General features: G+C 67.2%; 23 protein-coding genes and 1 pseudogene. 9 read left to right on the top strand and 15 right to left on the bottom strand.

Annotated features, from left to right (window positions below):
- From D7X32_RS44850 to D7X32_RS44845, 6 genes and pseudogenes are all read right to left on the bottom strand, one after another.
- A pseudogene (locus tag D7X32_RS44850) lies at positions 1 to 955 on the bottom strand (hypothetical protein); the annotation flags it as partial.
- Between the two features lie 5 nt (positions 956 to 960).
- Positions 961 to 1,110, bottom strand: a complete 150-nt coding sequence (locus D7X32_RS45330; RefSeq protein ID WP_158625613.1) for a hypothetical protein — start codon at positions 1,108 to 1,110, stop codon at positions 961 to 963.
- Between the two features lie 17 nt (positions 1,111 to 1,127).
- A complete protein-coding gene (locus D7X32_RS05060) occupies positions 1,128 to 1,967 on the bottom strand; it encodes a T4 family baseplate hub assembly chaperone (protein WP_120601360.1) in 840 nt (279 codons plus the stop codon).
- A 31-nt stretch (positions 1,968 to 1,998) separates the two neighbouring features.
- Positions 1,999 to 2,499 carry a phage tail protein gene (locus D7X32_RS05055; protein ID WP_120601359.1) on the bottom strand — a complete coding sequence of 167 codons (501 nt, stop codon included), beginning with the start codon at positions 2,497 to 2,499 and terminating at the stop codon, positions 1,999 to 2,001.
- Positions 2,500 to 2,514: 15 nt separating this feature from the next.
- Positions 2,515 to 4,092, bottom strand: coding sequence for a phage tail sheath family protein (locus D7X32_RS05050; protein WP_120601358.1), 1,578 nt, complete (start codon positions 4,090 to 4,092; stop codon positions 2,515 to 2,517).
- A gap of 23 nt (positions 4,093 to 4,115) precedes the next feature.
- A complete protein-coding gene (locus tag D7X32_RS44845; protein WP_147450036.1) occupies positions 4,116 to 4,490 on the bottom strand; it encodes a hypothetical protein in 375 nt (124 codons plus the stop codon).
- A gap of 641 nt (positions 4,491 to 5,131) precedes the next feature.
- On the opposite strand from D7X32_RS44845, the gene D7X32_RS05040 reads away from it, so the two are divergent.
- From D7X32_RS05040 to D7X32_RS05030, 3 genes are all read left to right on the top strand, one after another.
- Complete coding sequence (locus D7X32_RS05040) at positions 5,132 to 6,808, top strand: invertase recombinase-like protein (RefSeq protein WP_120601356.1); 1,677 nt, start codon at positions 5,132 to 5,134, stop codon at positions 6,806 to 6,808.
- A gap of 123 nt (positions 6,809 to 6,931) precedes the next feature.
- Positions 6,932 to 7,444, top strand: a complete 513-nt coding sequence (locus tag D7X32_RS05035; protein WP_208752318.1) for a MarR family winged helix-turn-helix transcriptional regulator — start codon at positions 6,932 to 6,934, stop codon at positions 7,442 to 7,444.
- On the top strand, positions 7,428 to 8,768 hold the full coding sequence (locus D7X32_RS05030; RefSeq protein ID WP_158625612.1) for a S41 family peptidase: 1,341 nt from the start codon (positions 7,428 to 7,430) through the stop codon (positions 8,766 to 8,768). The genes D7X32_RS05035 and D7X32_RS05030 overlap by 17 nt, the downstream gene beginning before the upstream one ends.
- Positions 8,769 to 8,772: 4 nt before the next feature.
- On the opposite strand, the gene D7X32_RS05025 is transcribed toward D7X32_RS05030, so the two are convergent.
- Positions 8,773 to 10,398, bottom strand: coding sequence for a HEAT repeat domain-containing protein (locus D7X32_RS05025; protein WP_147450035.1), 1,626 nt, complete (start codon positions 10,396 to 10,398; stop codon positions 8,773 to 8,775).
- A gap of 285 nt (positions 10,399 to 10,683) precedes the next feature.
- Between D7X32_RS05025 and D7X32_RS05020 the strand changes: the two genes are divergently transcribed.
- The gene (locus D7X32_RS05020) at positions 10,684 to 11,295 is read left to right on the top strand and encodes a LamG-like jellyroll fold domain-containing protein (RefSeq protein WP_147450034.1); all 612 of its coding nucleotides are present in this window, start codon (positions 10,684 to 10,686) and stop codon (positions 11,293 to 11,295) included.
- The gene (locus tag D7X32_RS05015; protein ID WP_120601352.1) at positions 11,292 to 11,648 is read left to right on the top strand and encodes a GFA family protein; all 357 of its coding nucleotides are present in this window, start codon (positions 11,292 to 11,294) and stop codon (positions 11,646 to 11,648) included. Before D7X32_RS05020 ends, D7X32_RS05015 begins: the two co-directional genes overlap by 4 nt.
- Positions 11,649 to 11,690: 42 nt before the next feature.
- On the opposite strand, the gene D7X32_RS05010 is transcribed toward D7X32_RS05015, so the two are convergent.
- The 4 genes from D7X32_RS05010 to D7X32_RS04995 all read right to left on the bottom strand — a co-directional run bounded on the left by D7X32_RS05010 (position 11,691) and on the right by D7X32_RS04995 (position 16,290).
- Positions 11,691 to 12,284: a hypothetical protein gene (locus D7X32_RS05010; protein WP_147450033.1), complete on the bottom strand. Its 594-nt coding sequence runs from the start codon at positions 12,282 to 12,284 to the stop codon at positions 11,691 to 11,693.
- A gap of 217 nt (positions 12,285 to 12,501) precedes the next feature.
- The gene (locus D7X32_RS05005; RefSeq protein ID WP_120601350.1) at positions 12,502 to 14,415 is read right to left on the bottom strand and encodes an nSTAND1 domain-containing NTPase; all 1,914 of its coding nucleotides are present in this window, start codon (positions 14,413 to 14,415) and stop codon (positions 12,502 to 12,504) included.
- A complete protein-coding gene (locus D7X32_RS05000; RefSeq protein WP_120601349.1) occupies positions 14,412 to 15,281 on the bottom strand; it encodes an SIR2 family NAD-dependent protein deacylase in 870 nt (289 codons plus the stop codon). Before D7X32_RS05000 ends, D7X32_RS05005 begins: the two co-directional genes overlap by 4 nt.
- A gap of 145 nt (positions 15,282 to 15,426) precedes the next feature.
- Positions 15,427 to 16,290: a caspase family protein gene (locus D7X32_RS04995; RefSeq protein ID WP_120601348.1), complete on the bottom strand. Its 864-nt coding sequence runs from the start codon at positions 16,288 to 16,290 to the stop codon at positions 15,427 to 15,429.
- A gap of 355 nt (positions 16,291 to 16,645) precedes the next feature.
- Between D7X32_RS04995 and D7X32_RS04990 the strand changes: the two genes are divergently transcribed.
- Both D7X32_RS04990 and D7X32_RS04985 read left to right on the top strand, forming a co-directional pair.
- On the top strand, positions 16,646 to 17,458 hold the full coding sequence (locus D7X32_RS04990) for a hypothetical protein (RefSeq protein ID WP_120601347.1): 813 nt from the start codon (positions 16,646 to 16,648) through the stop codon (positions 17,456 to 17,458).
- 94 nt (positions 17,459 to 17,552) lie between these two features.
- Complete coding sequence (locus D7X32_RS04985; protein ID WP_120601346.1) at positions 17,553 to 19,853, top strand: hypothetical protein; 2,301 nt, start codon at positions 17,553 to 17,555, stop codon at positions 19,851 to 19,853.
- 67 nt (positions 19,854 to 19,920) lie between these two features.
- On the opposite strand, the gene D7X32_RS04980 is transcribed toward D7X32_RS04985, so the two are convergent.
- The 3 genes from D7X32_RS04980 to D7X32_RS04970 all read right to left on the bottom strand — a co-directional run bounded on the left by D7X32_RS04980 (position 19,921) and on the right by D7X32_RS04970 (position 22,812).
- Entirely contained in the window at positions 19,921 to 20,565 is a 645-nt protein-coding gene (locus D7X32_RS04980) for an MXAN_6652 family MXYO-CTERM-anchored protein (RefSeq protein WP_120601345.1), read from the bottom strand.
- A 15-nt stretch (positions 20,566 to 20,580) separates the two neighbouring features.
- A complete protein-coding gene (locus tag D7X32_RS04975; protein ID WP_120601344.1) occupies positions 20,581 to 21,795 on the bottom strand; it encodes a DUF4374 domain-containing protein in 1,215 nt (404 codons plus the stop codon).
- 186 nt (positions 21,796 to 21,981) lie between these two features.
- Positions 21,982 to 22,812 (bottom strand): hypothetical protein, encoded by an 831-nt coding sequence (locus D7X32_RS04970; protein WP_120601343.1) that lies wholly within the window; start codon positions 22,810 to 22,812, stop codon positions 21,982 to 21,984.
- 92 nt (positions 22,813 to 22,904) lie between these two features.
- Here D7X32_RS04970 and D7X32_RS04965 point away from each other — a divergent pair, with 92 nt between their 5' ends.
- Both D7X32_RS04965 and D7X32_RS04960 read left to right on the top strand, forming a co-directional pair.
- The gene (locus D7X32_RS04965; RefSeq protein WP_120601342.1) at positions 22,905 to 23,771 is read left to right on the top strand and encodes a GIY-YIG nuclease family protein; all 867 of its coding nucleotides are present in this window, start codon (positions 22,905 to 22,907) and stop codon (positions 23,769 to 23,771) included.
- 66 nt (positions 23,772 to 23,837) lie between these two features.
- On the top strand, positions 23,838 to 24,365 hold the full coding sequence (locus D7X32_RS04960; RefSeq protein WP_120601341.1) for an ureidoglycolate lyase: 528 nt from the start codon (positions 23,838 to 23,840) through the stop codon (positions 24,363 to 24,365).
- An 8-nt stretch (positions 24,366 to 24,373) separates the two neighbouring features.
- Here D7X32_RS04960 and D7X32_RS04955 read toward each other — a convergent pair whose 3' ends face one another.
- A complete protein-coding gene (locus tag D7X32_RS04955) occupies positions 24,374 to 25,768 on the bottom strand; it encodes a hypothetical protein (protein ID WP_147450032.1) in 1,395 nt (464 codons plus the stop codon).
- Between the last annotated feature and the right edge of the window lie 61 nt (positions 25,769 to 25,829).

Below are 25,829 nucleotides of genomic sequence, written 5' to 3'. Positions count from 1 at the left end.
GGCGCGGTGCGGCGGGTGGGCCGGGCTGCGCGGACTTCGGCGCGGGGACCGGAGGTGAGCTGCCGGAAGGGGCCTTCGGCGGAGGCGGCGCCACGGGCGGAGCGGCCCTCACTAGTGGCTTGCCGGGAGGCTGCGCGATGGAGGGGGCCGTCACGGCAGGCGTGGGCGCCGCCGCGCGAGGAGGCTTGTCTTCGGCAAGCGCCGAGGCGCGCGGAGGGCGAGGCGCGGGGACGGCCTCGGGAGCTTGGGCAGTGGCCAGGGGTGGCTTCGCCGTTCGCGCGTCCACGCTGCCCGTGGAGGGCCTCGATGCGCTCGGTGGCGGTGCTGGCGGAGTGAGCGGCGGCGACGCCCAGCGTGGAGCTTCCACTGTGGGGCGCTCCGGCGTAGGGGCCAGGGGCTCGCGCGGAACAGCCGCCGTGACGACCACCCTCTGCTCGACGACGCGGTCCACCACGCGTTCGGTGCGGCGCTCGACCACGCGCTCTCGCACCACGAGCGGCGCGGCCAGGGCGGGGATGCGGGGTCGCTCCGCGACGAACGGCCTCACGGGTGGAACGGGAGCCGGGGAGGCCACGGTGGCGGCCGGAGGAGAGGCGGAAGCAGGGACCTTCGCGGCCGGGCCCCTCGACTCCGTGGGCATGGGAGCCGGCGCGGAAGGAACCGGCGCGGTGGCGCGGGGCAGCTCGGCCGCGCTGGGACGGCCGGAGACCGACGGCTCCGGCGCGGCCCCTGCGTCGGTGTGGGGACGCTCCTGCGCGTGTTCCACCGACGGGGCGGAGGCCGCCATCCGCGCAGGGACGAGCGGTCCCGCCGTGACGTCCACGGCGGTCGTCGCGCGTTCGGGCTCGTTGGCGCGCACGCTCAGCGGCGCGGCACGTGGCGCGGCCTCACCATTCGCGGCGCCATCTCCGGCGCTGCGCAAGGGTCCCTGGACGATCCGCGACAGGGCCGCCATCGCGCTCAACCCTCCCCGAGCGCATCGAACAGGCGCCGGTCATCCTCGGCGTCGATGATGGCGATGTACGCGGCGCGCCGGGGGAGCGGCAGGCGGAGGATCTGGTCCTCGCTCCAGTGGTAGCGCACGGCCAGCCTGTGGACGTCATGCAACATCCGTCGCCCCCTCCCGCTCAGCTCGGCAAAAAAAAAGCGGCAACGTCGAATGGACTCTCGAAGCCGGCACCACAGGCCGGGCATTGCACGGCCATGCCAAGGTCGAGGTCCGGGAGCGCCGACTCGATGGCCCGCTCGATCGCGGCGCGCGCGGCGATGGGCAACGCGCGCACGAACGCCTCGTCGAAGGGCCCCTCCCCTCCTGCGTACCGGATCAGCACGCGGGCGAGTAGGAACGTGCGGCGCGCCGACTCCGATTCGATACCGGCGGACAGCAGGTCCTCTTGATCTCCCGCCGTGGGTGTCCGCGCGAGCGCCGTGCGGGCCGCGGGCTCCGCCGGCAGGGCGTGACCGGGAAGCTCGACCTCGACCTCGGTGGGGACGGGCGCCTCCGGCAGCGGGAGCGCGCTCAGCTTGAAGTCCACCTCGTTCTTGTGGCCGCACGCGGGGCAGGCCACCTGAAGGTGGACCACGTCGCCCAGGGAGAGCTGGCGGATCCGGACGAGCGAGGCATCGCGCTCGACGGTCGACAGCGCCCGGACACGCGCGTACGCGGCCTCGAAGTCCGCGCCAGGCGCCACCGAGCAGCGCGCCACGATCTCGTTGCAGAGCGCGGCGGTGTTGGAGTCCCGCTGGCGGGCCTCGACAGCTTCCTCCTCGTAGCCGGTCATGGCCCGGAGCTGCGAATCGGAGCGCGGCTTGTGCGCGCCGCGGGCTGGCACCGAGGGCGCCATGGACCGCGACGGCGCGGACTCGGGTGGAGGCCGGACCTCGCGCGCGCCCGCGCCCTCCCGCTGGGCAGGCCCTGTCTGCGCCCGCCGCTGGGCGAACGGGTTTTCGATCCGCTCTGTGGCCATCTCGGAGCTCCGTGGGCCGGTGGAGAAGGAATCAGGTCTCGGCGGGTTCGGTCAGCGTGGTGTCGCGCTGGAATCCCTCGTGCTCGATCTTGACCATGGTGATGGCGACCGCGTTGGCGTTCGCATCCATCTCCGGCGTGGCCTGGTATTCGCTGATCCACGCGCGCCGCACCTTGAACCGGAGGACCGGGGTGCTCTGGAGGTTGAGCACCTCGATGGCGATGTCCTTGCGGTACTTCGCGAGCGACATGGCCGCCGAGCCGTCCAGGTTGTTCACCAGGTTGGCCCATTCCTCGAACGTGGTGTCGTGGGTCAGCCCCGCTTCCAGGGTGATGGGCTCGAACTTCGTGCGTCCCGGCATCTTCCGGACGATCGAAGGGTCGCCGGCTTCACGCCACTCGACGGCCTCGGTCGACTTCTTGAGCGCGCTCATCTTCGAGAGCCCGGCGACCGGACGCCCGTCGATGAGGACGCGGAACTTGAAGTTCTTGTACGGGTCGCTCCGGTGGCTGTTGACAGAAAAGAGTGCCATGGCCGTTTGCCCTCGCTACGCCTTCTGATTGACGATCTGGCTGAGTCGGACAACGACGAACTCGGCCGGCCGGAGCGGCGCGAAGCCGACTGACACATTGACGATGCCCGCGATCTGATCCGCCTCCGGCGTCGTCTCCGCGTCGCACTTGACGTAGAACGCCTCGCGGGTGGTGCGGCCCGCGAACGCGCCCTGGCGGAAGAGCTGCTCCATGAACCCGCCGATGGTGAGGCGCAGCTGGGCCCAGAGCGGTTCATCGTTCGGTTCGAACACCGCCCACTGGATGCCGTTGTAGATGCTCGTGCGCAGGAAGATGGCCGTGCGCCGGACGGGCACGTAGCGCCACTCGGTGCTGGGCTGCATCGTGCGCGCGCCCCAGACGACATTGCCTCCGCCGGGCTGGGCACGGAGCCCGTTGATGCCCAGCGGGTTGAGGTCGTCCTGGTGGGCGTCGAGGAGATTGTAGTCGAGGCGCCGGGAGTTGAGCACGGTCGCCTCCAGGCCCGCGGGGGCCTTCCACACGCCGCGGCGCTGGTCGGTGCGTGCGCAGATGCCCGCGACGAAGCTGCTCGGCCCGATGACGAGGGTCGGGTCCCGGCCGACGCCCGCCGGATCGCTGATCTCGATCCAGGGGAAGTACACGCCGCCGAAGTTCGTCGTGGTGAGCACGGCGTTGCGGATGTAGCCGGCCGTGGCGGACGCCGCCTCCGTGGTCGACTTGTTGGCCGACCGGGGCATGTCCGCGACGCAGAAGAGATCCTGCCGGGCGCGGCCCGTCACGTAGTCGAGGGCGGCCTGGGTCCGCGTCACCACGTCGGTGTCCGCCTCGCCAAGCTGGGCGGGGACGACGAGCAGGCTCGCGTCCGTGATCTCATCGAGCGCGGAGAGCAGCCCGGGGAGGCTGCCGTTCGGAAAGTCCGCGTTGCCCTGGGTGCCGCCCGTCATCATGTGAGCGGCGGCGGACGCGACGATGGCCGTGTCGAGCGGGCTCGAGCCCGCGACATCCGCGGGGCCGGCCGGCTTGACGACGGGGCCGTCCTTCCAGCGGATGTAGGAACTGCGCAGGAGGACATCCTTCGCGTAGTTCTCATCCGTCGGGGTGGCGGAGAGCCGGTCCCATCGCTCGACGATGACGCCGTCGGAGGTGCCCGGGAAGGTGTAGACGACGAAGAGGCGGAAGCGGCTGGCATCACCGTCGCTGGACTCGCCGAGGACCACGCCCAGGCTGTCCGACCACGCGCCTGGCGAGGAGGCCACGACACCGAGGCTTGCCCGGGCCCCCGTCTTGGCCGGAGCGACGGAGGTGTTCGTGATGGCCCGCAGGACGTACGCCGCCGTGCCGCCATTGCGGAAGAAGGCGTCAATCGCGTACCGCATGACCACGGAGCTCGCCGCGGGCGCGACCCCGGCGTGGCGCTTGAAGCCGCCGAACTGCCGCTCGTAGTCAGCGACGCCCTTGATCCGGGTCGGAATGAGAGGTCCGCGCTCGGTGTCGCCGACGAAGATGGCCGTCGAGGTCCCCGCCGCCTCGATCGCCCGTGCTCCGCTGGGAACCTCTTCAACGTATACACCTGGATGCAGACGTGCAGGCATGGTCACCCTCGTTGCGAAGACGGTCAGTTCCCGAGGACGACGAACTCAATCGTCCCAGCATTGGTGGGGCTGTCTGGTGTTGCCTTGACCCCGGTGAGGGACGAAGCCGACTTCGCCGGGGACCAGTGCATCAGGACGCCACCCGCCGCGAGGCTGTAGAAGGTATTGGCGCCGACCTTGATGGCGATGTCCTTGTCGGTGTTGTTCTGGAGGACGAAGCCGAGGACCTCGCTCACGGACCCGAACACGATGTCCACCGCGGCCGAGGAACCGGCGGCGACATCGACAGTTCCCGCGGAAGAGGCTGTATACGCAAAGGCCACACGGAACCCTTGTGTGAGCGAACCGCCTCCGCTGGGTGTGTAGGTCACGCTCGATGAGAACACCGCGTTCGCCATGGTCGCTCTCCTCCGTCGAGAGGAAGGTCACGGCGGAGCAGCCCCCCTGGCGCTCGCATGTGCCCCCCAACCCGATGGTGTAATCAAAAACAAAACATCACCATGCTTGTCCAGCTATTTGTACGGCTATTTTTCCAGCAACACCCGCCCATACATGCAACACCTGCGGGAAACACGTATGCGTTGACGCGACACACCGTCACACACCCGCAGTGCGTCAAACATGGCGACAGGGAACGATGGTCCGGGCTGGGCTGATCACCAGCTCCTGGTGGGTTGGGCCATCTTCTCCTCTGAGAACATGCCCTGGCAGGTTCTTTACCCGGAGCTCGATCGCCACACGCATGGAACCTCGGGGAGGACCTGCCGGGACACCGGGCATTGACTGAGGGTGCGTCACAACGTCCCCCGCGCGCTCCGAATCAATCACAATCACAAAACACGATTTGACTGCCCTCATTACACAAACACCCACTGAGATTTCACGGTGACTTGCAGTGGCCCCTGGGGTTTTCAGTCCTCACTGACATGTCTTGTTTTTCCTCAAGAGCTGGGATGCCCTCATGAGCCGGCGCCCCCGAGGGGCCCGCTGGAGGGGAACTGTGGTAGGAGAGACCCGGATCTGGAACCGGAGGCTCGCGTTGACGTTGTTTCGAGTGTGTCTGACTTCGCTGTTGGTGTTGGTGGTCGCGTGCGGTGATTCGAATCCGGCGGAGACGCCTGATGCCGGGCAGACCCGGCCCGACGCGAGCGTCGAGACGCCCGATTCGGGCAACCCGCTGCCGGACGCGGGCGCTGAGGATCCGGACGCGGGCAGCGAAACCCCGGACTCGGGCACGGAGACGCCCGACTCAGGCACGGAGACGCCCGACGCGGGCACCGAAACGCCGGACTCAGGGACGGAGACGCCCGACGCAGGGACGGAGACGCCGGACTCAGGCACGGAGACTCCGGACGCGGGCTCCGAAACGCCGGACGCGGGTGGGCCCACCGACGTGAACGTCATCGACAACGGTGGCTTCGAGCAATGGCCCGGTGCGCTTCCGGCGCTGTGGTCCGGGAGCACGTCGAACATCGAAGAAGTGCAGAAGGTCACGACGCAGGCCTTCGAGGGAGTGAACGCAGCCCGGTTGATCAACGCCTCGTCCACGCACCGGCGCTTCAGCACCGTGGCGAAGTCCATGCCCGCGGGCCGCTACTCCTGCACCTATCGGGCGCGGGGGACCGGTGACGTCCGCAACGCCTGGTTCGGCACCGACTACTCCAGCTACTCGGCCTACACCTCCGTCAACACCCAGATGTGGACCCAGGTGGCGTACAACTTCAACCTGGCCAACGCCGTCTTCGACACCTTCGAGCTCATCTTCAGCGTCCGGAACACCAGCGGCGAGAACCTGCTCATCGACAACGTCCGCTGCGTGCGGACTCCGGAACCCTGTGATCAGGTCAGCTGCGAGGCCTGGGCGCGTTGCGACAACGCCACCGTGACCTGCCAGCCGCTCTCCGGCCGCTGCGACGACGCCACGGACTGCAATGAGTGGCAGGCCTGCGATGCGACCCACACCTGCGTGACCGCCCAGGACCGCTGCACCCGCCACGCGGATTGCGCGGGGACCCCGCAGACGCCTGTCTGCGACACCTCCACGCATCTGTGCGTCGAGGGTGACCCCTGCGCCGGTGTCACGTGCAGCAACCCTGCGACGAGCTGCAACCCCACCACGGGCGTCTGCGAGCTGGCCGAAGGCGCCTGCTTCACGACCTACGACTGCCGTGGCGCCCTGCCCGCCTGCGACCCGGCCACCCGGCGCTGCGTCGCGGCGGACCACTCCGCGAACATCATCCGCAATGGTGGCTTCGAAAGCTGGAGCACCCGGTCCATCCCCTACTACGGGAACAACTATCTCCCGGACTCCTGGTACGGCCTCGACAACGGCATCACGGACCCCGGCTCGGAGATCAAGCCCTCGCGCCTCGTGCGCTACACGAACGCGGTGCACGGCGGGTCCGCGGCGCTGCAGTTCGTGGTCCCCATCCAGGTCGCGGAGCGCTTCACCCTGGAGAAGTTCAACGTGCCGACCGGCAACTACTCCTGCTCGTACCGGGTGCGCGGTCACGGAAGCATCCGCCACCGCAGCTATTCGAGCGGCGGCTGGAGCCCGCAGACGGACTTCATCACCGTCGACAGCGACGAGTGGCAGCCGGTGTTCTTCCGCTTCACCGGCAACGTGCGCGACTGGCGCCTGTTCTTCTATCCGAGCCGCAGCGTCGCCGACCGCGACCACCTCCAGGTCGATGACGTCGTCTGCACGAAGGACTAGCAGCTGACGCGCACATGAGAGGGAGCGATGCGGGGTGGTTCCGCATCGCTCCCTTTGCATTTCAGCTCCCGCACCGGCTTGACGGGCCCATATCCGTAAGCAATAACGGAGTTTGTGGACGACGTGGCGAAGCAGGGGACAGGGGCGCTGGGTTCACGACTGCGCCGGGTGGTGGAGCGGATGGACCGCGACGTCCATGCCATCTACCAGGCCGCGGGAGTGCGCTTCGAGCCGCGCTGGTACGCGGTCTTCACCGCATTGCGGAATCATGGCCCGCTGACGGTGGGAGAGCTGGCGGAGCGTCTGGGCGTCACGCACGCGGCCGTCAGCCAGGTGCGCACGGCGCTGGAGCGCGAGCGGCTCATCACCGGCGAGGCGGATCCCGAGGACGGCCGGCGGCAGCGATTGAAGCTCACCGCGCACGGACAGAAGACCGCCGCGAAGCTGGCGCCGCTGTGGGCCGCCATCCAGACGGCGGCCACGGCGCTCCTCAAGGAAGGAGCGCCACAGCTGCTCGCGGAGCTGACGGGCTTGGAGCACGCGCTCGACCGCCGTGGCTTGAGGGCGCGGGTGGGAGACCTGCTGCACCTCGATGAACCCGATGCACCTGGAGCGACCGATGAAGATGAGCGCTAGCCGCCTGTTCACCGTCTTGACCGCCCTGTGTTTCCTGACGGGTCCCCTGCCCTCCTTCGCGGCGCCCCCCGCCAGTGGCGGCACCCCGGCTCCATCCCGCCTCACCGCCTCGGAGCGCGACGCGGCGCTGTCCTCCATCAAAGAGGAGCTCCAGCGGACCTACGTCTTCCCGGAGAAGCGCGCCGCGCTCGTTGAACGGCTGGAACGGGAGCGGAAGGCGGGACGCTACGATGTGGACTCGCCAGCGGAGTTCTCGGAGCGCGTCACCGCCGACCTGAAGGACGCCAGCAAGGACCGGCACCTGTACCTCGTGAACGATGCCGCGCAGTACGCCGCCGCGAAGGCGCCCAAGGCGCGGGAGACGGACACCGACGCGTACTGGCGGCAGCGGGCCCTGAGAGACCACCACGGCCTCACGGAGCTGCGCGTGCTGCCGGGCAACGTGCGCTATCTGAAGCTCCCCGCCTTCCACTGGGTCCAGGACGAGACCGGCGCGGCCTATGACGACGCCCTGCGGTTCCTCAAGGACGGGGACGCGGCCATCATCGACCTGCGCGACAACGGAGGCGGCTCGCACGCGGCGGTGCGCTACCTGGTCAGCCACTTCCTCGACGGAGACGTGCTGCTCTTGACCTTCCAGGGCGGCTCCAAGCCCCCCGAGCAGTCCCGGACGCTGGAGCACCTTCCCGCTGGGAGGTTGATGGGCAAGCCCCTGTACGTGCTGATCAATTCGCAGGTGGGCTCGGCGGGCGAGGACTTCGCCTATGACGTCCAGCAGTTCAAGCTGGGCGAATTGATTGGCGCCAGGACCGCGGGGGCCGCCAACAACAACTCACTCGTGCCGGTGGCGCCCTGCTTCGTGCTCAGCGTCTCGCATGGGCGTCCGGTCCACGCAGTCAGCCAGACGAACTGGGAGGGCGTGGGCGTCGCGCCCGACGTGGAGACGCCTCCGGAGCAGGCCCTGCAGGTCGCCCAGTCCCGCGCCTTGAAGCGGCTGCTGGCGACGCCTGGTCTCTCCCCGGATCTCCGCTTTGAATACACCTGGGCGCAGACGACGGTCGAGGCCGTGCTGCATCCGGTCTCCGTCTCGCAGCAGGCCCTGAAGCCCCTGGCCGGCCGCTTCGGGCCGCATGAGGTGTCCTGGAAGGACGGTGCCCTGTGGCTGCGCCGCGGAAGCCGTGCTCCCGTCCGGCTCACGCCCCTGACAACGGAAGGGCTGTTCTCGGTGGAGGGCTACGAGGTCCTGCGCGCTCGGCTGACCGGCAAGTCGCTGGAGTTGCTGTGGAGCGACGACCCCGCGCCGGCTGTGTTCGCGCGCGGCTGACTTCTCACGGGAGCCGCTTCAGGGCTTCGGCCGCTGCTTCCCTGACGCGATAGATGGGAATCTGCCGGGTCTGGTCGTCGGAGAGGTAGAACCCCTCTGAGTACGGATCCTTGTCCAGTTGCCGCAACCGGGGGATGGCCAGCGGCGAGCCGAGCCGGCCCAGTGCTTTCACCGTGGCTTCGCGGGTCTGCCCGTCCTTCGACTTGAGGAGTGGCAGGAGGCGTGTCGCCAGCGCATCACGCTCCCGCGGTTTCAGCGCGGTCGCGCACTGCGCCCCGAGCTTGTGGATGAAGCGCTTCCCGTCGGATTCAAAGCCATCTCCCACCAAGAGTTCGTTCTTCGCACAGGGGTCGCGCTGAGGCCGCTCCACGAGGTCACTGAGCGCGGCAACCGCACGGTGCTGCGTCTCCCCCATGGAGCTGACGGCCAGGACGAACAGCGGTTCCAGCGCGTCACGCTGGCCGACATCCGCGAAGCCCTCCAGCGCCAGCACTTGCTTCTCCCACGCCTCGGGCCCGCGCTCCTGGAGGCGCCGGAGGGCGTCCGTGCGCAAGGGCTCCGGAGCGGCGGAGAGCACCCGCTGCAGTTCCTCTGGAGGCATGTCCCGGTGACGTGTCACCAGGGCTCCCCGGTAGAGCCTCGGGAGGTCGAAGCCCGCCTCGCGCAGCCGCTCCGGCCCATAGGGTGACAGCGCATTGCTCAAGCGGGACATGTCGTCGACGTCCAGGAGCCGCTCGGCAACGACGCCTCGGCAGCCCGCGTGCTGCTCGGTGGCGCGGATGACCCCGAGAATCTGTTCCTGCAGGGCGATGTCCCATCCCGTCCCGCAGGCGCCATCTCCCGGGCTGACGCGGCGATAGAGGGCCGCGGCCTCACCGAACGCGCCGAGCTCCTCCTGCACCTCGGCCCACTCCCGCATCACCAACGTGTAGCGGGAGGCATGCCAACCGTAGGTGTTCTCCTCGCTTGCCTTCAGGGGGGCGGGATAGCCCAGCAGCACCAGGTAGCGCCGTGCCGCGGCGTCCATGCCCCGGAGGTCACCTTGGAGGCGGGCTGACTTCAGCTCCGCATAGGCCGCATCAAGTGAGGCATTGGACTGCGCGGGCTTTCGCCAGTCGCTACCGGGCTCCTGTGTCTCTCCCACCGGAGGGCCTGCGTCACGAACCGCGACGAGGAAGTAGGCCAGGTCCCCGAGTTCCTTCGGCGTGGGCCGCACGGCGACGAGCTTGCCGCCCTCGACGCGAAGGGCCGCGAAGTCGCCCAGGCGGGCCAGTTCCCCGGTGACGTCCTCGTTGGAAGGGGGAGCGCACGGACGCGTGGCGAGTGCCTGGGTCATCAATCGCGTCTTGAGGGCCTCGCGCGCGTACGCCGCTTCGAAGGAGCCTCGTGCATCCAGCTGCCGGAGAAGTGGAAGCACTTCCGCGCCGCCCTGCTGACCGAGCTTCTCGATGAGCGCGTTCGCGGTCCTCGTCACCTGTCGCAGTTCGTCTGTCTTGGCGCTGCCAGACCCGTCGAGTTCCTCGCACTTCGCGGTTCCCGCCAGGCAGCGTGCGAGCAGCGTTCGGAGCTCGCGCTCGGCATTCGCGGGCGCGGGGGCTTCCGCGTGAGAAAGACTCGCACCGAGCAGCAAACACGACCCCAGAATGACGGTAAGGCTCCTCATGGCCCCCTCCGGGACGACAGATGAGACGGGGGACAAGCATATCCCAGGGCTTGGTGTGCCGCCGGTGTCCACAGTACGTTCGGGCGGCGATTCCGAAAGGATGCCCCCATGACGAAGAGGCTCCAGGTCCTGGCTGTGTTCATGGTCCTGCTTGGTGGATGCGTGAAGCAAGTCTCACAGACGACATCCCAAGCCGAGAAAGCGCGGGCCGACATACCGATGAACGGGCTGGAGCTCTGGCTCCGCTCGGACATGGGAGTCGTCGCCAAGCAGGGCCGGGTTTCACGATGGCTGGATCAGAGTGGCCATGGCCGCGATGGCATCATGGACAGCGCGCCGAAGCAGCCCGCGCTCATCGCCGCCGCGCTGAATGCCCTACCGGTGGTGCGCTTCGACGGTGCGCAGTCGCTCTACTTGAAGACCCCGCTCCAGCCGGAGGCCTTCACCGTCTTCGTGGTCGGGAAGAACAACGAGCGCGACGAGACCTTCAGCATGATCCTCGGGCCCGGTGGCAACCTCCCCAACAACCAGCTGCGCTGGGAGAACGGCAGCGAAGTGCTGGCCGTGGGCAGGGGCAACGACCTGCCCGCCGTGAGGACCTCCGTGGGGGACACGCGGGCCTATCATCTGCTGACGGCCCGCTATGACGGCACCACGCTCGACATCCACATGAACGGCGACCTCGCCGGGAGCCATAAGGTCAAGACGACCGGGCCCTGGGTCCTCGCGCAGGTCGGGGCGTATTTCAGCGAGGCCTACGGAAAGGCGGACCTGGCGGAGGTGCTCATCTACAGCCAGGCCTTCCCAGCCGCCGAGCGGGCTTCCGTGGAAGCCGAGCTCAAGAGCTGGTACGGACTGCGATGATCCTCGCCACCTGTCACTGCGGCCGTGTCTCCCTCGAGGTCCAGTCAGAGCCGGCCGAAGTCACCGACTGCAATTGCTCCATCTGTCGCCGCTACGGCGTGCTGTGGGCGTACTACTCGCCGCGACAGGTCCGGGTGCTGACGCATGAGGCGGCCCAGGACACGTACCAGTGGGGCGAGGAGAAGATTGCCTTCCACCGGTGCGCGCACTGCGGTTGTGTCTCACATTGGGCCTCGCTCGACCCCGCGCGCGACCGGATGGGCGTCAACGCGCGGCTCATGCCACTCGAACTGCTCTCGAAGGTTCGCGTGCGGCACCTCGACGGTGCCGACACCGAGGAGTACGTCGACTGACGCCCACGTGAGCCGTCGCCATGTACTTACTCCGTGTGCCACTCACACAGGTAGCTGGATACGGCCAACGGTCTTGAGCGTCCCCGCGTCCGATGGCATGAGGGCTTCGTACAGCTCCGGGCGGCAGGCCAGGTCATACGGATTGCGGCTCCACCATCCAGCAAGGATGAGCAATGGGGCGGTTTGGCCGTGCTGGCTTTTCCACCCCTCGACCATTGTCACGATGACTGACTCGAAGGAGCTTCGGGTGTCAATGAAGGGATACACGACGGCAACCGAGAGCTCGACGCGCAGCGCGAGAGCTTTCCAAATGGCCCACTCGATGTACTCGCCCGAGTTCGGGTTTGGGAGTTCCCCATCACGCGACCCCAGATCCCCGTTCTCATGCTCTACCGAAATCAGGGGGAATTTGTCGTAGGCGTCGCTCTCGGCGAAGACGTGGTCGACATTCAGAACCTCATAAGGCCGCATCGCCCCTTTGTTGTAGCAGTGCAACCCATGCTCCTTCGCTACGGCCTGCATCCGGCCGGCAAACCACGCAGTGAATCCGGGGTTGTCCCTAAACGAAGGCGGAAGGGTCGACACGGCGCGCTGAACACTGCCGATGAAGGTTGCGGGTACGGAGAGCGGATGCATGGATGAGGGTCTACGCATTGTGGTTCCGAAATGTCAGAGGGTTGAGAAGTGAGGAGTTCGCTCCTGTGGACTTCGACCTTCACACCGGTGCCGAACATGGCGTGAAGACTCCCTTCCGGAATCGAGGGCAGCCCGATGAGACAGCAGCCCCGGTTCCCATTTCTCCGGCGGGCCCAAGGAAGGTCCCGGCGTCCCTGGGAACAAGCGGAGCGCCATTCTACGGCTTGCAGCTTTGCAAGCGCTGCCGTGCTTCTGTCAGTTGCGAATCGCAGGCCACCTTTTCGTTCCTGACATTCACAAGGTCCGTGTTGACTTGCTCCCGTTCGGTTTGGGCCTCCTGGAGTGCCTTCCGGGTCGTATGGAGTTGCGAGTTGGCGTCATCCCGCTCCTTTTTGAAGCGCGCCGATTCCTCCTGGGTCTCCTGGAGTGTCTTTTTCGTCTCCAGGAGTTGCGTAGTCAGGATCTCCCGCTCCGTCTTGACCGTCTCCAAGCCGATCTGGGTGTCATGAAGCTTCGCCCCCAGGTCACTCTTCTCATTGGTGAGCTTTGCATTCTCGACCCATGCATTGTTGCGGGACTTCGTCGTTGACGCGATCACTTCTGCCTGTGTCGTGTTCAAGGCTCTCTGCGTCTTGATTTCACCTTCAAGCACCTGCTCCCGCGCCATGAACTCGGACTCGGACTTCTGCAGGCGCGCCTTCGCCTCTAGCACCTCCAGCTGCGCCTGATTCATCTCCGCCCTCGCGAGGAGAACTCCAGCTCTCGCAACCGCTTCAACGCCGACGACCAACCACCACACTGCGATCACCGTGACCGAGGTCGCGGACCCGATGGCCACGGCCAATCGGAAACGCTTCCTCCAACGACGCTGGGCGAGCCGCTGCGCGTCTTCATCGAGAATCCAATCAATGAGGAACTCACTGACGAGCTCGTAGCATCGCTCGGTGCGGCGCAGTTCGTGTTGAACGACGCGGGTGCCGGTCTCGAGCTGTGCCAGGACCTGCTGCACATCGTCCTGTGGCACCTTTTCGGCGTTGCTCACGCCTTGAACGAGACTCGACTGGGACACCACGTTGCGAGTCCGGGCCGGCGTCACCAACGCGGCCAGAATGGCCTTCGCGACATCTCGCCGCTTCGCGGAGATGCCTTCCAGCCCCTGCTCCAGGTAGTCCGTGAGCAACCCCTGGATGCCACGACGGGCAAAGTGCTCTTCTGGATTGCTGGCGTGCCAGAGCTGCAGGCACGCCACCTGGACCTCCGACAGCTTCGGCCGGCCATCGGGAGATCGCGCCACGAGGTCTTGCATCAGCCGCTCTGCGAGCGACTGCGAGATCTTCTCCTGGAAGTGTCCCTTGGGGATTCGTGAGTCCGTAAAGGGCCCACGGATGACAGAGGCCAACGAATCCGCCTGCAAGGGTTCCAGGCGAAAGAAGTGGTCCACCAAGGCAGGATGATCCGACAGCAGCACCCTCAGCTTCGCGAAGTAGTCCTCTCGAAAAGCAAACAACAGCTTCACGGAAGTCGCGTGGTCGCGAAGCATCCGCACCAGGAACGCGCAGATCTTCTGCTGGAGCGCCCCTGAAGTCTCGCCGCAACTCGATGGAGCGGCTTCGAACAGTGTGATCAGTTCCTCGAACTGATCGAAGATGAGAACCGGCGTTTGCGTCCTGCCCTCCTCCTTGAGCAGCCGCTCCAGTTCCGTGAGCGACGCCACGTGACGCTCCTCTCCTTCCGTTCCTGGGAAGAGCGTGGGGAGGTACTCTGGAGTTCCAGAGGACCGGACGACGATGCGCTCGAACACGAACTCGCCGTCAGCCTGAGGCTGGAGCCTGACGCGATAGGGAAGGTAGCCCTCCTCCTTCAGTGCTGGAATGAGCCCCGCGTTGATGAGCGAGGACTTCCCCGCGCCGGACTCTCCGTACAGAAGGAAGCCACGGTAGATGGTGATCGCACGCACCAGCTTCCAGATCTCCTTCCTCCGTCCGAAGAAGAGATGCCTGTCCTCGTAGCGGAAGGGCTCGATGCCCCGGTAGGGCACGGCAGGCAGCTCTTGCCTGGGGAATGCGGCTTCGACAGACGGCTCCGGCACGGCCGGCCGCGCTGGGAGCACTTCAAGATCGGGGAGGCTCATGCGGCCCCCTTCATCTGGCTCGTGACCTGGCCATGCAGCGCGGGAATGAAGGCCCAAAGGTCGTCGACCACGAAGCGGACCAGCCTCAACTGATCGTCGTAGAGTGATTTGACGAGCGTGTCCGGGTACTTATCGATGGAGAATGAGTCTGGAATCCTCGCCTTGTCAGCCGACCACCGCAGCGTCCGGAACAGGAGGCGGAGATTGTAGTCCAGCAGGCTGTAGCCCACGAAGAGCACGGGCCAGCGCCGCAGGTGATACTGCAACGTTTCTGGGATGGGGTTGAACTGATCTTTATCCCGCATCCGCATGACGAAGTGGATGTAGTCCTCGTCCGTGACGACCAGCGACTCGGGCCTGCTGATGTCCCCGTGAATCTTGACCAGGAACGGATTCGAAGGATCCGGGTCCGAGTCCAGATCATCCGTGTGCTGGGTTGCATCGGGCTTGTAGATACTGACCCGAGGAGACTTGTTCGCGGCGAACAGTGCCCGCTCAAGCAGGTTGTCGTAGTTGGTCGTAACAATCAGCGGGAAGTCGAGCTCCGCGAGCAGCTTGAGCAGTGGCGAAGGGGTCTTGCCCTCATCAACCTCCTTGCGGATGGCTGCGACCAATGCATTGCGCCCAAGCGAATGTTCGCAATGCCAGGCAACCCGTTGGAGATGGCTGGTGTCCTTCCCAGGGTATGCGGTGTCGTAGGAACTTGCCTGGGCCAGCCTCCGGGAAAGCTCTCCCCCCAATGGCGGACGAGCCGCCGGGGGATAGGACTGGCCCGAACCGTCGGGAGGAGGCGCATGAATGCCCGCGCCCAGAAATAGGATGCACTGCTTCTTTTGGATTGCCTGAGCAATTCGCTGGATTGACATACGCCCCCCACCCTGGTGACGCCATCCTATACGATGACGCACCACCAGTGCGAGCCAGGGGCCGTCCAGGCATTCGCTGGCATTGCAAGGAAACCGGCTGTCCCAGCCATGCCACCGGGGTCCGTGGCATGGCGGCCTTGTCGCTTCAGCCCACCTTGAACGGGACCTGCCGCTCGAACTCGCGGCTGGGGACTCCGATGACGGAGTACGCCGGGGACTGGATGGGGGGCATGGTCTTCAGGATGCGGCGGTGGAACGTCGGGTAGCTGGCCTTGAACTTCCCGCCATTCCAGACGCGCAGCAGGTTGGCCGTGAAGAGGCCGTTGTAGGCGCCGTCGCTGGAGAGCTGGTTGTCCTGGCAGCCGGAGATGAGCAGCACCGTGGCCTTGAGCGCAAGCCTCGGGTCCTCCTTGGGCAGTCCCTTCAAGATGGCGTCGTACATCGCCTTGTTCTCGCGATACGTGCGCTGCTCGATGCCCCGCGGCATCTCCTTGAACCGCCGCTCCGCGGGCTCCGTGCTCCGCATGGAATCCGCCAGCAACTGCAGGCTGCCGCTGGAGCGCAGGGCCGCATAGGCCACACTGCTCACCGAGCCGCTGTGGCAGCTGTCGGAGAGCATGAAGACCCGCACGCCGGCCTTGAGCTTCGACATCGCCTGGTAGATTTCATCGTCGACGAGCTCCCCGTCATACAGACACCACGTCTCATCCAGGCCGTCGTCCTCCTCTCCATTCATGTCGGGGAGCTGGCCGCCGTGCCCCGAGTAGGTGAACAACAACAGGTCTCCGGCCTGGAGGACCGACGCCGCCTCGCCCAGCTCCGCGAGCACGGCCGCGCGCGTGGCGTCCTTCGTGAGGAAGGGGCGGACGCGGCTGAATTCCTGCGCCTTCGCGATGCTGATCATGTCCTCGGCGTCCGCTTCGCACGCCTGCAGCTGGCCATCCCAACCCGCGTAGTGCTTCGGATCCACCGCGTTCAAGCCAATGTTGATGGAATATCCCTGCGCCATGACAGTCTCTGCCTCCTTCCCCCACGGTGGAGACTGGTGCTCGGGATGTCAGGAAGGAGGCGGAGTGCGCCGCGTGCTTCCGGCCCTTCTCCTTGCCGGCCACCGCGGCCCTCGGGTGCCCCCTGGAATGGAAACCAGCAGTCCTGCGCCCGCTCCCTCCGCTCCCGTGTGACACGACGGGTTACGGGGGCGCACGCATCTGTGACCTCGCGCGCCACTCGGCCCGGTGTCGCCAGGCTGCGCTGAGAGGAGGTGCCTCCGGGTGGAGGTGTGGCTCGGTGGGTGCATGAACGGTCCGCGCCGGGCTTCACCGGGACCGGCATGCAGTCATCCCCCACCAACGAGAGATCTCTCCATGATGATGAAGCTGACGGGCCGCCTGCTGGCGGCCGCGCTCCTGAGCGTGACGGCCGCGGGTTGCCAGGGTGAAGAGCCGGCGGCGGCCGAAGGTGATTCCCTCGCGACGCAGGAAGCGAAGGCCGGACTGACGTGCATCCAGGGCTTCGAGGGCATCAAGAACTGCGCGACGGGCCGCGCGAAGCTCACGAACACCGGGAAGAGCATCGCGGTGTCCAGCCTGACGAGCGTGAAGACGGACGGCTTCTCCAGCGAGTTCCCTCGCGCGACGGACTGGGTGCTGAAGACGGAGCTCGGCGGGGTTGGCGCGCTGGGCCAGGGCTTCACGCTCGCGGCCCGTGACGGCGACCAGGTGGTCAGCGCGATCAGCGTCCAGCCCGGCAAGGAGCGCGACCAGGTGACCATGACGCCCTCCTTCACGGGCCGGGCCGGTGGTTCGCCGTTCACCGTCAACCTGTGGCGGGGCAACAGCCTGATGCACTCGCACTACTTCGAGCAGGACTACGGCGTCGGCTCGCAGTGGTACCAGATCCACATCGGGCTCACGCGGCTCGACTTCGGCTTCAAGAACCACAGCTCCACGAGCATGTTCGACCGCATCGGCGCGGGCGCCTGCATCTGGAGCTTCCGCGGCACCGGTGATGCCTTCACGCTGGACGTGAATGGCAAGCCCGTCAGCGGCGACTTCCTGGAGATCGTCGAGGAGATCGGCGACGGCCACTACCCGTACACCGGCTTCTCCTCCATCGACGTGAAGGCGGCCGCCAGCACCTTCAACATCCTGGGCGAGTCCACCGTCGCCGCGAAGTAACCGGCTTCGGCAGCCGGGCAGGCGTCCCTCCCCTGCCCGGCTTTCCGGCCCCCCGATGTCTGTCGCACGGGGGGTGCGTTAGGCTGGAGACCTCATGGTCAAGATCTCCGGTTCCCCTGGCCCGAAGACGACGTCCGTCGCGAGTGTGGACACGCCTCTCACGCAGGCGCCCTCCGCCGCGACCGTGGCGTCCTCACGCCGCACCAGCTCCGCCTCCGCCATGGCCGCTCCGGTCGCCGCGGGCGCGAAGGCTCCGGCGCAGCGGAAGATGGAGCAGCAGCTCTCCGCCCTCCCGGATGGGCCCACGCGACAGGCGTTGCTGAAGGCACTCTCCAGCGGCATGCCCCCGTCCGACGCGGGCGCGATCGCCACCGCGCTGGGCGGACTCAGCCCCGCGCAGCAGAAGGACCTGTCGGCCCTGCTGTCGAAGGCGGGCGTCAGCACCAAGGCCTCCCCCCGCTCCGACGCGGACGCGGAACGCACCTTCCTCCTCAAGGCCGTCGCGGGCGGCGCTTCGGGCGCGACGCTCAAGCGGCTGGCCGAGCAGATCCGCGGACGTCCGCCCTCCCACCAGGGCTTCTCCTTCAACCCGCTGTCCGCCTCGGCGGGGGCCACGAAGCGTTCGGCCCCCACCAGCGCCGTGGACGCCGCTGCGGCGAAGCTCAAGACGGCGATGGATGACATCTGGGGCACCGACGAGGCCGCGGTCTTCCAGGCGCTGGAGGGCCTGGACCCGTCCCAGCTCAAGCAGGTGGCGGAGAAGTACGAGAAGCTGACCGGCACCCCGCTGGAGGACGCGCTCAACCTCGAACTGGAAGGCGCGGACCTGAAGCGCGCGCTCACGGCACTCGGGCAGAAGGGGCCCGCCACATCCACCGCCACCTCCGCCGCGCCGGTGCAGGCTTCGGCCAAGGCCGCTGCGACCACGACCGTCCCGGCCGCCACCGCGAGCGACATCCAGAAGAACCTCGATGCCATCCAGGTGAAGACCAAGGACGAGGGCACCCTCCAGCGCGGGAACGCCGTCGAGCTCAACGACCTCATTCCTCGCAACATCGCGAAGTGGAAGCCGCCGAAGGCGCACATCTACAACCCGCTGAAGAAGGCCGTGGAGGCGCGCAACAAGGCCCAGGCGGCCGTCACCTCGGCCACCACCGAGCCCGCGAAGAAGGCCGCGCAAGAGAAGCTCAAGGCCGCGGATCAGGAAGTCCAGGCGCAGGGAGAGAAGCTCAAGGCGTGGATGAAGGAGGAGAAGCACCTCGCGACGAACCCGTCCCTCCGCAGTGCCACCGCGGAGGTGAAGGTCGCCGAACGCGCACTCTCCAAGCTGGAGAAGCAGCAGGCGAAGGCGAAGGTTCCGAAGGATCCCGCCGAGGCGGAGAAGCTCCGGCAAGCCCAGAAGACCGCGCTCGACACGGCGAAGGCGAAGGTCACCGACGCGCAGGCCCGGTTGAAGTCCGTGAAGGACGGCCTGATCGCCCGGATCGACGGGTATCAGCCCATGGTCGGCGTGCCGCAGACCCGTTCGGATGTCACGGTGAATGGGGTCACCGTGCGCATGCGGGATGGCCGTGAGACCCCGTACACGAACGCGTGGAACGCCGTGGATGGCGGCGCCGTGTCGGGTGACTCGGAGGCCCAGGTGACCTCCCAGCTGGAGAAGAGCGGCATCAGCGAGGACCGGCAGAAGATCCTCGGCTCCATCTCCGGCCTGGAGGGCACCTTCAGCAAGGTCAACACCTGGGACATCGGCCGCGTCTCATGGGGCTTCGCCCAGTGGACGCTCGGCAGTGACGGCAACGGCTCGCTCGCCGAGGTCATGCGGGACCTGAAGAAGAACGACCCCGCGCAGTACGACAAGCACTTCGGCAAGTTCGGCATCGACATCGACGCCAAGGGCGTGGTGCTCACCCGCCCGGATGGCACGGTGCTCAAGGGCGTCGCGGCCGCCGAGGCCATCCGCACCGACGTGAAGCTGGCGGCGGTCTTCATGGCCGCGGGCGCCGACCCGGCCATGCAGGCGGCTCAGGTCCGGTTCGCCAGTGAGGGGAAGATCTCCGGCGCCCGCAACACGACGGTGTCCGTGACGGGCAGGGACGGCGACGGCCAGGCCAAGACGGCGAAGCTGAAGCTCAAGGACGTCGTCACCAGTGAATATGGCAATGCCATCATGGCCGACCTCGCCATCAACGCGGGAACGGGCGCGAAGGTCGCCAAGGCCGCGCTGGAGAAGTACGTGAAGGACAAGGGCGTGGACCCCGCCAAGGTGAAGGAGTGGGGGCCGGACGCGGAGAAGGCCATCATCGCCGCGCTGGAGAACGCCTCGCGCTCGGAGCGGCTGACGCACCACGCGAAGGCGGGGTTCAGCAAGGCGCCCAACTCCTTCGCGGACTGATGGCACAAGGCCCCTTCCCTGCTCGCGCGGGAAAGGGGCCTCATGCTTCAGGACTTCAGCGGGTGCTTCAGCTCCGGCGGCGGCGGCGCACGGTTAGCGGCAGCCCCGCCAGCGCGAGCGCCCAGACCGGGGCGCTGCTCGCGGCGGTGCAGCCACCGGAGTCATCGCCGTCATCCGGGCCCGGATCCTCCACCACGGGCGTGCCATTGCCCACCTTGATGCTCAGCTTCGTCGCGGCGGCGCGGTCGCCGCTGCTCTTCTGGTCCGCGTTCGCCGAGTTGCCCGCGCCGAAGAGGTTGAGCGTGACGTCCGTGGCGGGCGCCACCAGGGAGAAGTTGAAACGCAGCTCCGTGCCCGTGAAGGCCTGGGGTGCGGAGTGGGACAGCTCGGCGCCCAGCTTCTTCATCCCGGTGCCGGCCTGGAGGCTGGCCTCCGTGTTGTCCACGGCGATGCCCACGCCGCCCGTCATCGCGGCGCCGCCCCGGATGATGAAGGTGTACTGGCCGGTGGCCCCCTTCTCCAGGGTCGAGGGACCTTCAATCTCCACGGTGGGCGCCGTACCGCCGTTGTGGCACGTGTTGCAGGTCTGCGTGTCCTTGCCGGAGTTGCCGCTGATGCCCGTGCTGGTGGCGAAGGCAGGCGTCGCCCCCAGCATCGCAATGACAACCACGCCCGCGCCGCGAACCCACTGACGCATCGAATTCCCGTACATGATGTCGTGTCCTGACTAGCGCAGCTGGAGGAAGGAGAAGGACAGACCGGGCGTCTTCACCGTGGCCTTGCCGTTGTCGCCCAGCACCCGGAAGGTGGTGGAGGAGGCACCGGCGCCGAACTCGGTGTAGAGCGTCTGGTTCTCCGACTCGAAGAGGAAGACGCTGCCGGAGGTGGACGGGAAGTCGGCCTTCCGCGTCGCGGTCAGCGTGTCCAGCTTCAGCTCCCACCACTGCCAGCCGGTGCCGCTCGCGAGCGTGCGCGGATGCGAACCCTCCGACACCGGGGTGATGCTCTCGTCGAGCACGCGCACGTAGGCCGTTCCCGGCGTGTGGCTGGGGATGAGCGCGCCCGCGGTGCCACCGCCCACCAGGTCCGCCAGCGAGCGGTAGAAGGTCTTGTCGAAGTCACGCGTCTGGAGATCGAACCGGAGCAGGCAGGGCTCCGGCGATTCAGCCCCCACCACCCGGCGCGATGCCGCGCCGTACGCCTCCGTCGCGATGTACACCTTGCCGTCGGTGCCGAGCGCGGCGTCGTGCGTGTAGCCGCAGCGGTCGTCCGTCGCGAGCGAGACGACGTCCGTCGCCGTGTCGATGGCGACCACGCCCGCCATCTTCGTGACGCTGTTGCCCTCCAACGGCCTCCAGCCCACGGGCATGATGATCTGACCGCCGGTCTGCACGACCGCGCCGGAGAACGCCATGACCGTGTTCTTGATGACCAGCGCGTCCAGCGGGCGGGTGCCCGTCACGGTCATCTCCGTGGGATTCCAGATGACGATCTTCGCGGCGTTGCCGTCGAAGAAGTACGCCTTCGTCGCGGAGACGAACTGGAAGTTGGCCTGGTACTCGCCCAGCGACGTGACACCCTGGGACGCGAAGCTCACCGTGCCCGCGGCCTCCAGCTTGCCGGCGCTGTTCAGCGTGTAGCGGGTCACCGTCGCGCTCGCGTCGCTCACCACGTAGACGGAGCCGGTCTTCGGGATGCCCACGCCCAGCGCGCGGCCGGGGATCTTGATGGCGCCGTCCAGCGACAGCGACGCGGCCTTCTCCGCGTCCGGCGTCACCAGGACGTAGCTGTCGGAGGGATCCTCCGCGAGCATCTGGGTGGTGATGGCGTACAACGGACCGTCAGTTCCTTCCTCTTCCTCGTCGCCGCAGCCCACGAACAGGGACAGGGCGATCGCCGCGGTGGAGAGTCGCAAGGAACGCAAGGCAAACAGATGCTTCATCGGCAATGGCCTCTTCGAGTGGGGGAGATGAGCGCCTGTCCGTTTCAGCCGGGACGGGGACCCGGACATGAAAATGATAAGCATTCTCATTTTCACTTCCTCTAAAGGCGTAGACGCGTGATGTCAAGAAAGAGACGCGCTCTCCTTGAATCCGGACAACCTTGGGTGGGGTGGGACCCGGGGACTTCAGCCGCCGGAGCGCTGGACCTCTTCGCCGTAGGTCACGTCCCAGTCGGCGTGACCGAAGGTGTAGAGCTCTCCGCCCAGGCGGGGATCCAGCCCGAGCGGCCCCAGGTCCTGGGCGTTCTCCGCGCCCTGGAGCTGGCGCAGGGGGCCCGCGCCGAAGTAGCGGCCCAGGTCCCAGTCCGTGTCGTGGCACATGGCGATGCGGCTCGCGAGCCCGGGGTATTCACCGGTGGGGAGGATGTTGGGACCGTTGCCGGCGGTGCCGCCGAAGGGGTCGAAGCGCATCCACCATTCGGCGGGAATCTGGCCGCCGGTGCGGGCGCTGGCGGCCTCCGCCCAGGCGACGTGCGAGGGGGAGCCGTAATAGCCCCGGTCCTCCGACCACTCCTGGAGCGACGAATAGCCCGCGGCCCGCATGTCCGCGCCATAGGCCTTCTCGTCATCCGCGAGTTTCTCCGCCGAGGCGCGGTCCAGCTCCGACTGGAGCTGCCCCGGAGCGATGCCCAGGTCCAGCGGCTTGACGCGGATCTCGATGTACTGGTGCACCGTGCTGCCCCAGGGCCCGTCGGCGACGCCCGTCTCCACGCGGATGGCGCGCTTGCCGTCCGGAGCGCGCCCGTCCCTGCCGGTGACGGCCTGGGCCTGTCGCGGCGTGGGGACGTCCAGGGACACCGGAGGCCGCGTTCCGGCCTTCGACACATCCAGCCCGTCCGCGACCTGGTAGGGCGTCTGCTGCCGGACCGCGTTGGTGGCGCGCGGCGCCGCGGAGGCCTCCGTGCGGACGGCGGACGGCACGGGGGACGAGGCGGGCCTGGAGGAGACCTTGGACATATGGGGTTATCGGGCGGAGGCGGCTGGAAGTTGACCCTTCCCTGGTCAGCAGCCCCGAGGAGAAGTCCCTAGGTACGCGGTAGTATCCATCCATGGCGCTAGGCAAGAGCATCCGGATCTTTCTGGATGAAGGTGACGTGACCGGCATCCGGTATGCGGAGATCGTCAATTGGACCGGACAGGCCATCCTCTTCCCCAGAAACCGGCTTGCGGGATTGATGAGCTGGACAGCGGAACTCGGGCGTCCCGGGGTCTACTTCCTCGTTGGAGCAGAGACCCTAGCGACTCGCGAGGTATACATCGGAGAATCCGAGAGCGTCGCTGACCGGCTCCAGCAACACATCAGTAAGGAGTTCTGGCAGGAGGCCATCGTCTTCACAAGCAAGGACGAGAATCTCACGAAGTCTCACATACGATACCTGGAATCCCGACTCCTCGAACTCGCAAGAACGGCCAAGCGATATGAGGTCAAGAACGGAAACCAGCCCACACCCGCGGGCCTTCCTCGCCCAGACCGCGACGCCATGGAGGAGTTTTTGGGTCATCTCCGGCTGCTGCTGGGTGCGCTGGGGCACAGGCTTCTTGAACCTCTCATTGAAACAGCTGCGTTAGCGGCAAATTCGGGGAGTGACGCCGCCACACTAACATACACAATCAAGTCCGCTGTGGCTCGAGCACGGATTACGGATGAGGGGATCGTCGTCCTTCAGGGCTCTACTGCACTCTCGCAAGTCAATGTAAGCATGGGTGCATACCAAGCTCTTCGCGAAGCACTCCTGGAAGCAAGGCAACTTGTTCCGGAGGGAGACCTCCTCCGCTTCAAGGAGAATGTGCTCTTCAGTAGTGCCAGTGCTGCAGCAAATGTCATCAGCGGAAATGCTGTTAACGGGCGCACGGCTTGGCGTGATGCAAAGGGCCGAACGCTCAAGGAGATTGAAGAGGCGAAGTCCACTGTTTGAATCCAAGAGCCATAGCCGTCAGGCAGTCACGGCATCCGTGCGACGCATACCGCATATAGTCCCCCCATGAAGGACGCTTCCGCCCCGCTCCGCTCCATCGTCGCCCTGCCCCTGACGCCGGAAGGCTTCGCGCCCTTTGGCGACGTCGTGTCCGCCGGACTCAAGAGCGGCGCGTCGGCGAACCAGGGCACCGCGGTGCGCTTTGACTGGTCGGCCCGGCTGGAGAATGGCCGGCCGGGCGCGAAGCCGAACCTCGCGGTGTTCCGTTCCGTGCCGCAGCCACTTCCCTTCACCGTGAAGCTGCTCGAACACCATCCCCAGTCGAGCCAGGCGTTCCTGCCCATGCGCTGCTCGCGCTTCCTGGTGTGCGTCGCGCCCACCGCGCCTTCGGGCGGGCCCGACCTGGAGGGGCTCGTCGCGTTCGTCTGCGGCCCCGGCCAGGGCGTGAACTACCACCGGGGCGTGTGGCACCACCCCATCGTCGCGCTGGATACGCCGGCCGAGTTCGCGATGCTGGCGTGGGAGGACGGGAGCGCGGAGGACTGCGTCGTGCGGCAGTTCTCCACGCAGGTCTCCGTCATCGTCGGGGACTGAGCGGTCCCCTACCCTGCCGTCTTCGGCTGACGCGCGAGCCACGCACGCCACTCGTCGGCGGTCTCGTACTTCTCACCGGAGAGATGCTTCAGCACCAGGACCGCGGGATCGCGGTTGATGGGCAATGTGAGCGCGGACATCTCCACCAGCCGTTCTCCCAGCTGGCGGAGCAGCCCGGCACGGTGCGCCTTCAGCACCTCCGGTGAAAGGTCCTCCAGCAGGTAGGAGAGGAGGTACGTCGCCTTGTTGCGGTCGGTCGCCGTCGGCATCGCCACCGCGTCCGCCACCGTGGCCACGTCCACCAGGGGCTTCGTCGCGGCTTCCTGCGTGGCCGTCAGCACGCGCAGCACGCTGTTGCGCACGGAGGACTGCGAATCGCGGATGAAGGGCTGCAGCCGTTGCGCGGTCTCCTCGACCGTGGGGGCGTAGGCCAGCAGGTATGCCGCCGAGACCCGCTTCTCCGGGTCCGCCTCCTCTCGCAGGACGGCGGTCAGCGCGTCCAGCTGCCCTGGCACCTTCGCGAGGAACTCCGGCTCGAAGGGCGCGAGGTCCGGATGGCCGAACCCACCGATGCAATGCGCGACCTTCTTGCAGCTGGAGTCTTCAGACAGCTTCCCCTGCATCTGGAGCTGCTGCAGGCGCTCCACATAGTCGCTCCACCGGGCAAGCAGTCCTTCCGGATCCGTGGGGTGTCCCTTGGGCTCGGGGAGGAAGCGCAACCGGCTCGCGTCCTCGGCGTCCACCATGTCCATCACCACGAAGGCGGTGCCCTTGCGCTCCTCGGCGAAGTAGATGGACATGGACGCGCGGGCGAAGGCGAGGCCGTACTGCTCACGCAGCGCCGCCTCCTTCTGCTTGAAGATCGCGGCGCTGTGCACGACGGGCTTGCCCACCTCCAACCCCATCAGCCGCTGGACCGTCTCCCGGTCCACCTTCCGCGAACCGAAGGCATCCACCCCCATGAGCGTCATCGTCATGAAGGGCGCCTCGGGCGCTTTGGCCAGATTGGCGCGGGCCTCCGCGACGATGCCGCTCCACGCGGGCAGCGGGTGCAGCGCCGCCAGCTCCGGGTCGTACTCCAGATGATCCGCGTCGTAGTAGCCAGCCTGGACCGCCCGCTTCAGCACCTCCACGGCCGCGTCCGCATGGCCCGCGAGCGAGGCGCATCCCGCGGCGCGATAGAAGGACTCCGAGCGGTCCGGCCCTTCCCCGGCCACCTCACCGGAGGCGCGGAACCGCTCCGCGCACCGCTCGAAGTCCAGCGAGTCATAGGCCTGCTCCGCCTCCGCCGAAAGCTGCCGCGCCCGTGACGCCGGGTCCGGCGCCGCCGCATCCGCCGCCCTCGGGGAGTGCGCACAGCCCGCGCCCAACGCGACCACGCCCAGCGCCATCACGAATCGCATCGTGACCAACCTTTCGAGAATGCGCGTATCTCATGCAAGCTGCGAGCAGGTTTCAAGGAGC

Origin of the sequence: Corallococcus carmarthensis (genome assembly GCF_003611695.1) — a bacterium.
GTDB lineage: Bacteria > Myxococcota > Myxococcia > Myxococcales > Myxococcaceae > Corallococcus > Corallococcus carmarthensis.
The sequence above is the reverse complement of the archived record's forward strand: the minus strand, read 5'-3'. Positions and strand labels throughout refer to the sequence as shown.

What these genes read in the sequence shown, in the direction of transcription:
- D7X32_RS04975 (WP_120601344.1), bottom strand. Translation starts at nt 21,795, where the DNA reads ATGAAGCATCTGTTTGCCTTGCGTTCCTTGCGACTCTCCACCGCGGCG.
- D7X32_RS04970 (WP_120601343.1), bottom strand. Translation starts at nt 22,812, where the DNA reads ATGTCCAAGGTCTCCTCCAGGCCCGCCTCGTCCCCCGTGCCGTCCGCC.
- D7X32_RS04985 (WP_120601346.1), top strand. Translation starts at nt 17,553, where the DNA reads ATGGTCAAGATCTCCGGTTCCCCTGGCCCGAAGACGACGTCCGTCGCG.
- D7X32_RS04995 (WP_120601348.1), bottom strand. Translation starts at nt 16,290, where the DNA reads ATGGCGCAGGGATATTCCATCAACATTGGCTTGAACGCGGTGGATCCG.
- D7X32_RS05060 (WP_120601360.1), bottom strand. Translation starts at nt 1,967, where the DNA reads ATGGCCACAGAGCGGATCGAAAACCCGTTCGCCCAGCGGCGGGCGCAG.
- D7X32_RS04965 (WP_120601342.1), top strand. Translation starts at nt 22,905, where the DNA reads ATGGCGCTAGGCAAGAGCATCCGGATCTTTCTGGATGAAGGTGACGTG.
- D7X32_RS05010 (WP_147450033.1), bottom strand. Translation starts at nt 12,284, where the DNA reads ATGCATCCGCTCTCCGTACCCGCAACCTTCATCGGCAGTGTTCAGCGC.
- D7X32_RS45330 (WP_158625613.1), bottom strand. Translation starts at nt 1,110, where the DNA reads ATGTTGCATGACGTCCACAGGCTGGCCGTGCGCTACCACTGGAGCGAG.
- D7X32_RS05000 (WP_120601349.1), bottom strand. Translation starts at nt 15,281, where the DNA reads ATGTCAATCCAGCGAATTGCTCAGGCAATCCAAAAGAAGCAGTGCATC.
- D7X32_RS05020 (WP_147450034.1), top strand. Translation starts at nt 10,684, where the DNA reads ATGGGAGTCGTCGCCAAGCAGGGCCGGGTTTCACGATGGCTGGATCAG.
- D7X32_RS04990 (WP_120601347.1), top strand. Translation starts at nt 16,646, where the DNA reads ATGATGATGAAGCTGACGGGCCGCCTGCTGGCGGCCGCGCTCCTGAGC.
- D7X32_RS05050 (WP_120601358.1), bottom strand. Translation starts at nt 4,092, where the DNA reads ATGCCTGCACGTCTGCATCCAGGTGTATACGTTGAAGAGGTTCCCAGC.
- D7X32_RS05005 (WP_120601350.1), bottom strand. Translation starts at nt 14,415, where the DNA reads ATGAGCCTCCCCGATCTTGAAGTGCTCCCAGCGCGGCCGGCCGTGCCG.
- D7X32_RS04980 (WP_120601345.1), bottom strand. Translation starts at nt 20,565, where the DNA reads ATGTACGGGAATTCGATGCGTCAGTGGGTTCGCGGCGCGGGCGTGGTT.
- D7X32_RS05030 (WP_158625612.1), top strand. Translation starts at nt 7,428, where the DNA reads ATGAAGATGAGCGCTAGCCGCCTGTTCACCGTCTTGACCGCCCTGTGT.
- D7X32_RS04960 (WP_120601341.1), top strand. Translation starts at nt 23,838, where the DNA reads ATGAAGGACGCTTCCGCCCCGCTCCGCTCCATCGTCGCCCTGCCCCTG.
- D7X32_RS05015 (WP_120601352.1), top strand. Translation starts at nt 11,292, where the DNA reads ATGATCCTCGCCACCTGTCACTGCGGCCGTGTCTCCCTCGAGGTCCAG.
- D7X32_RS05055 (WP_120601359.1), bottom strand. Translation starts at nt 2,499, where the DNA reads ATGGCACTCTTTTCTGTCAACAGCCACCGGAGCGACCCGTACAAGAAC.
- D7X32_RS44845 (WP_147450036.1), bottom strand. Translation starts at nt 4,490, where the DNA reads ATGGCGAACGCGGTGTTCTCATCGAGCGTGACCTACACACCCAGCGGA.
- D7X32_RS04955 (WP_147450032.1), bottom strand. Translation starts at nt 25,768, where the DNA reads ATGCGATTCGTGATGGCGCTGGGCGTGGTCGCGTTGGGCGCGGGCTGT.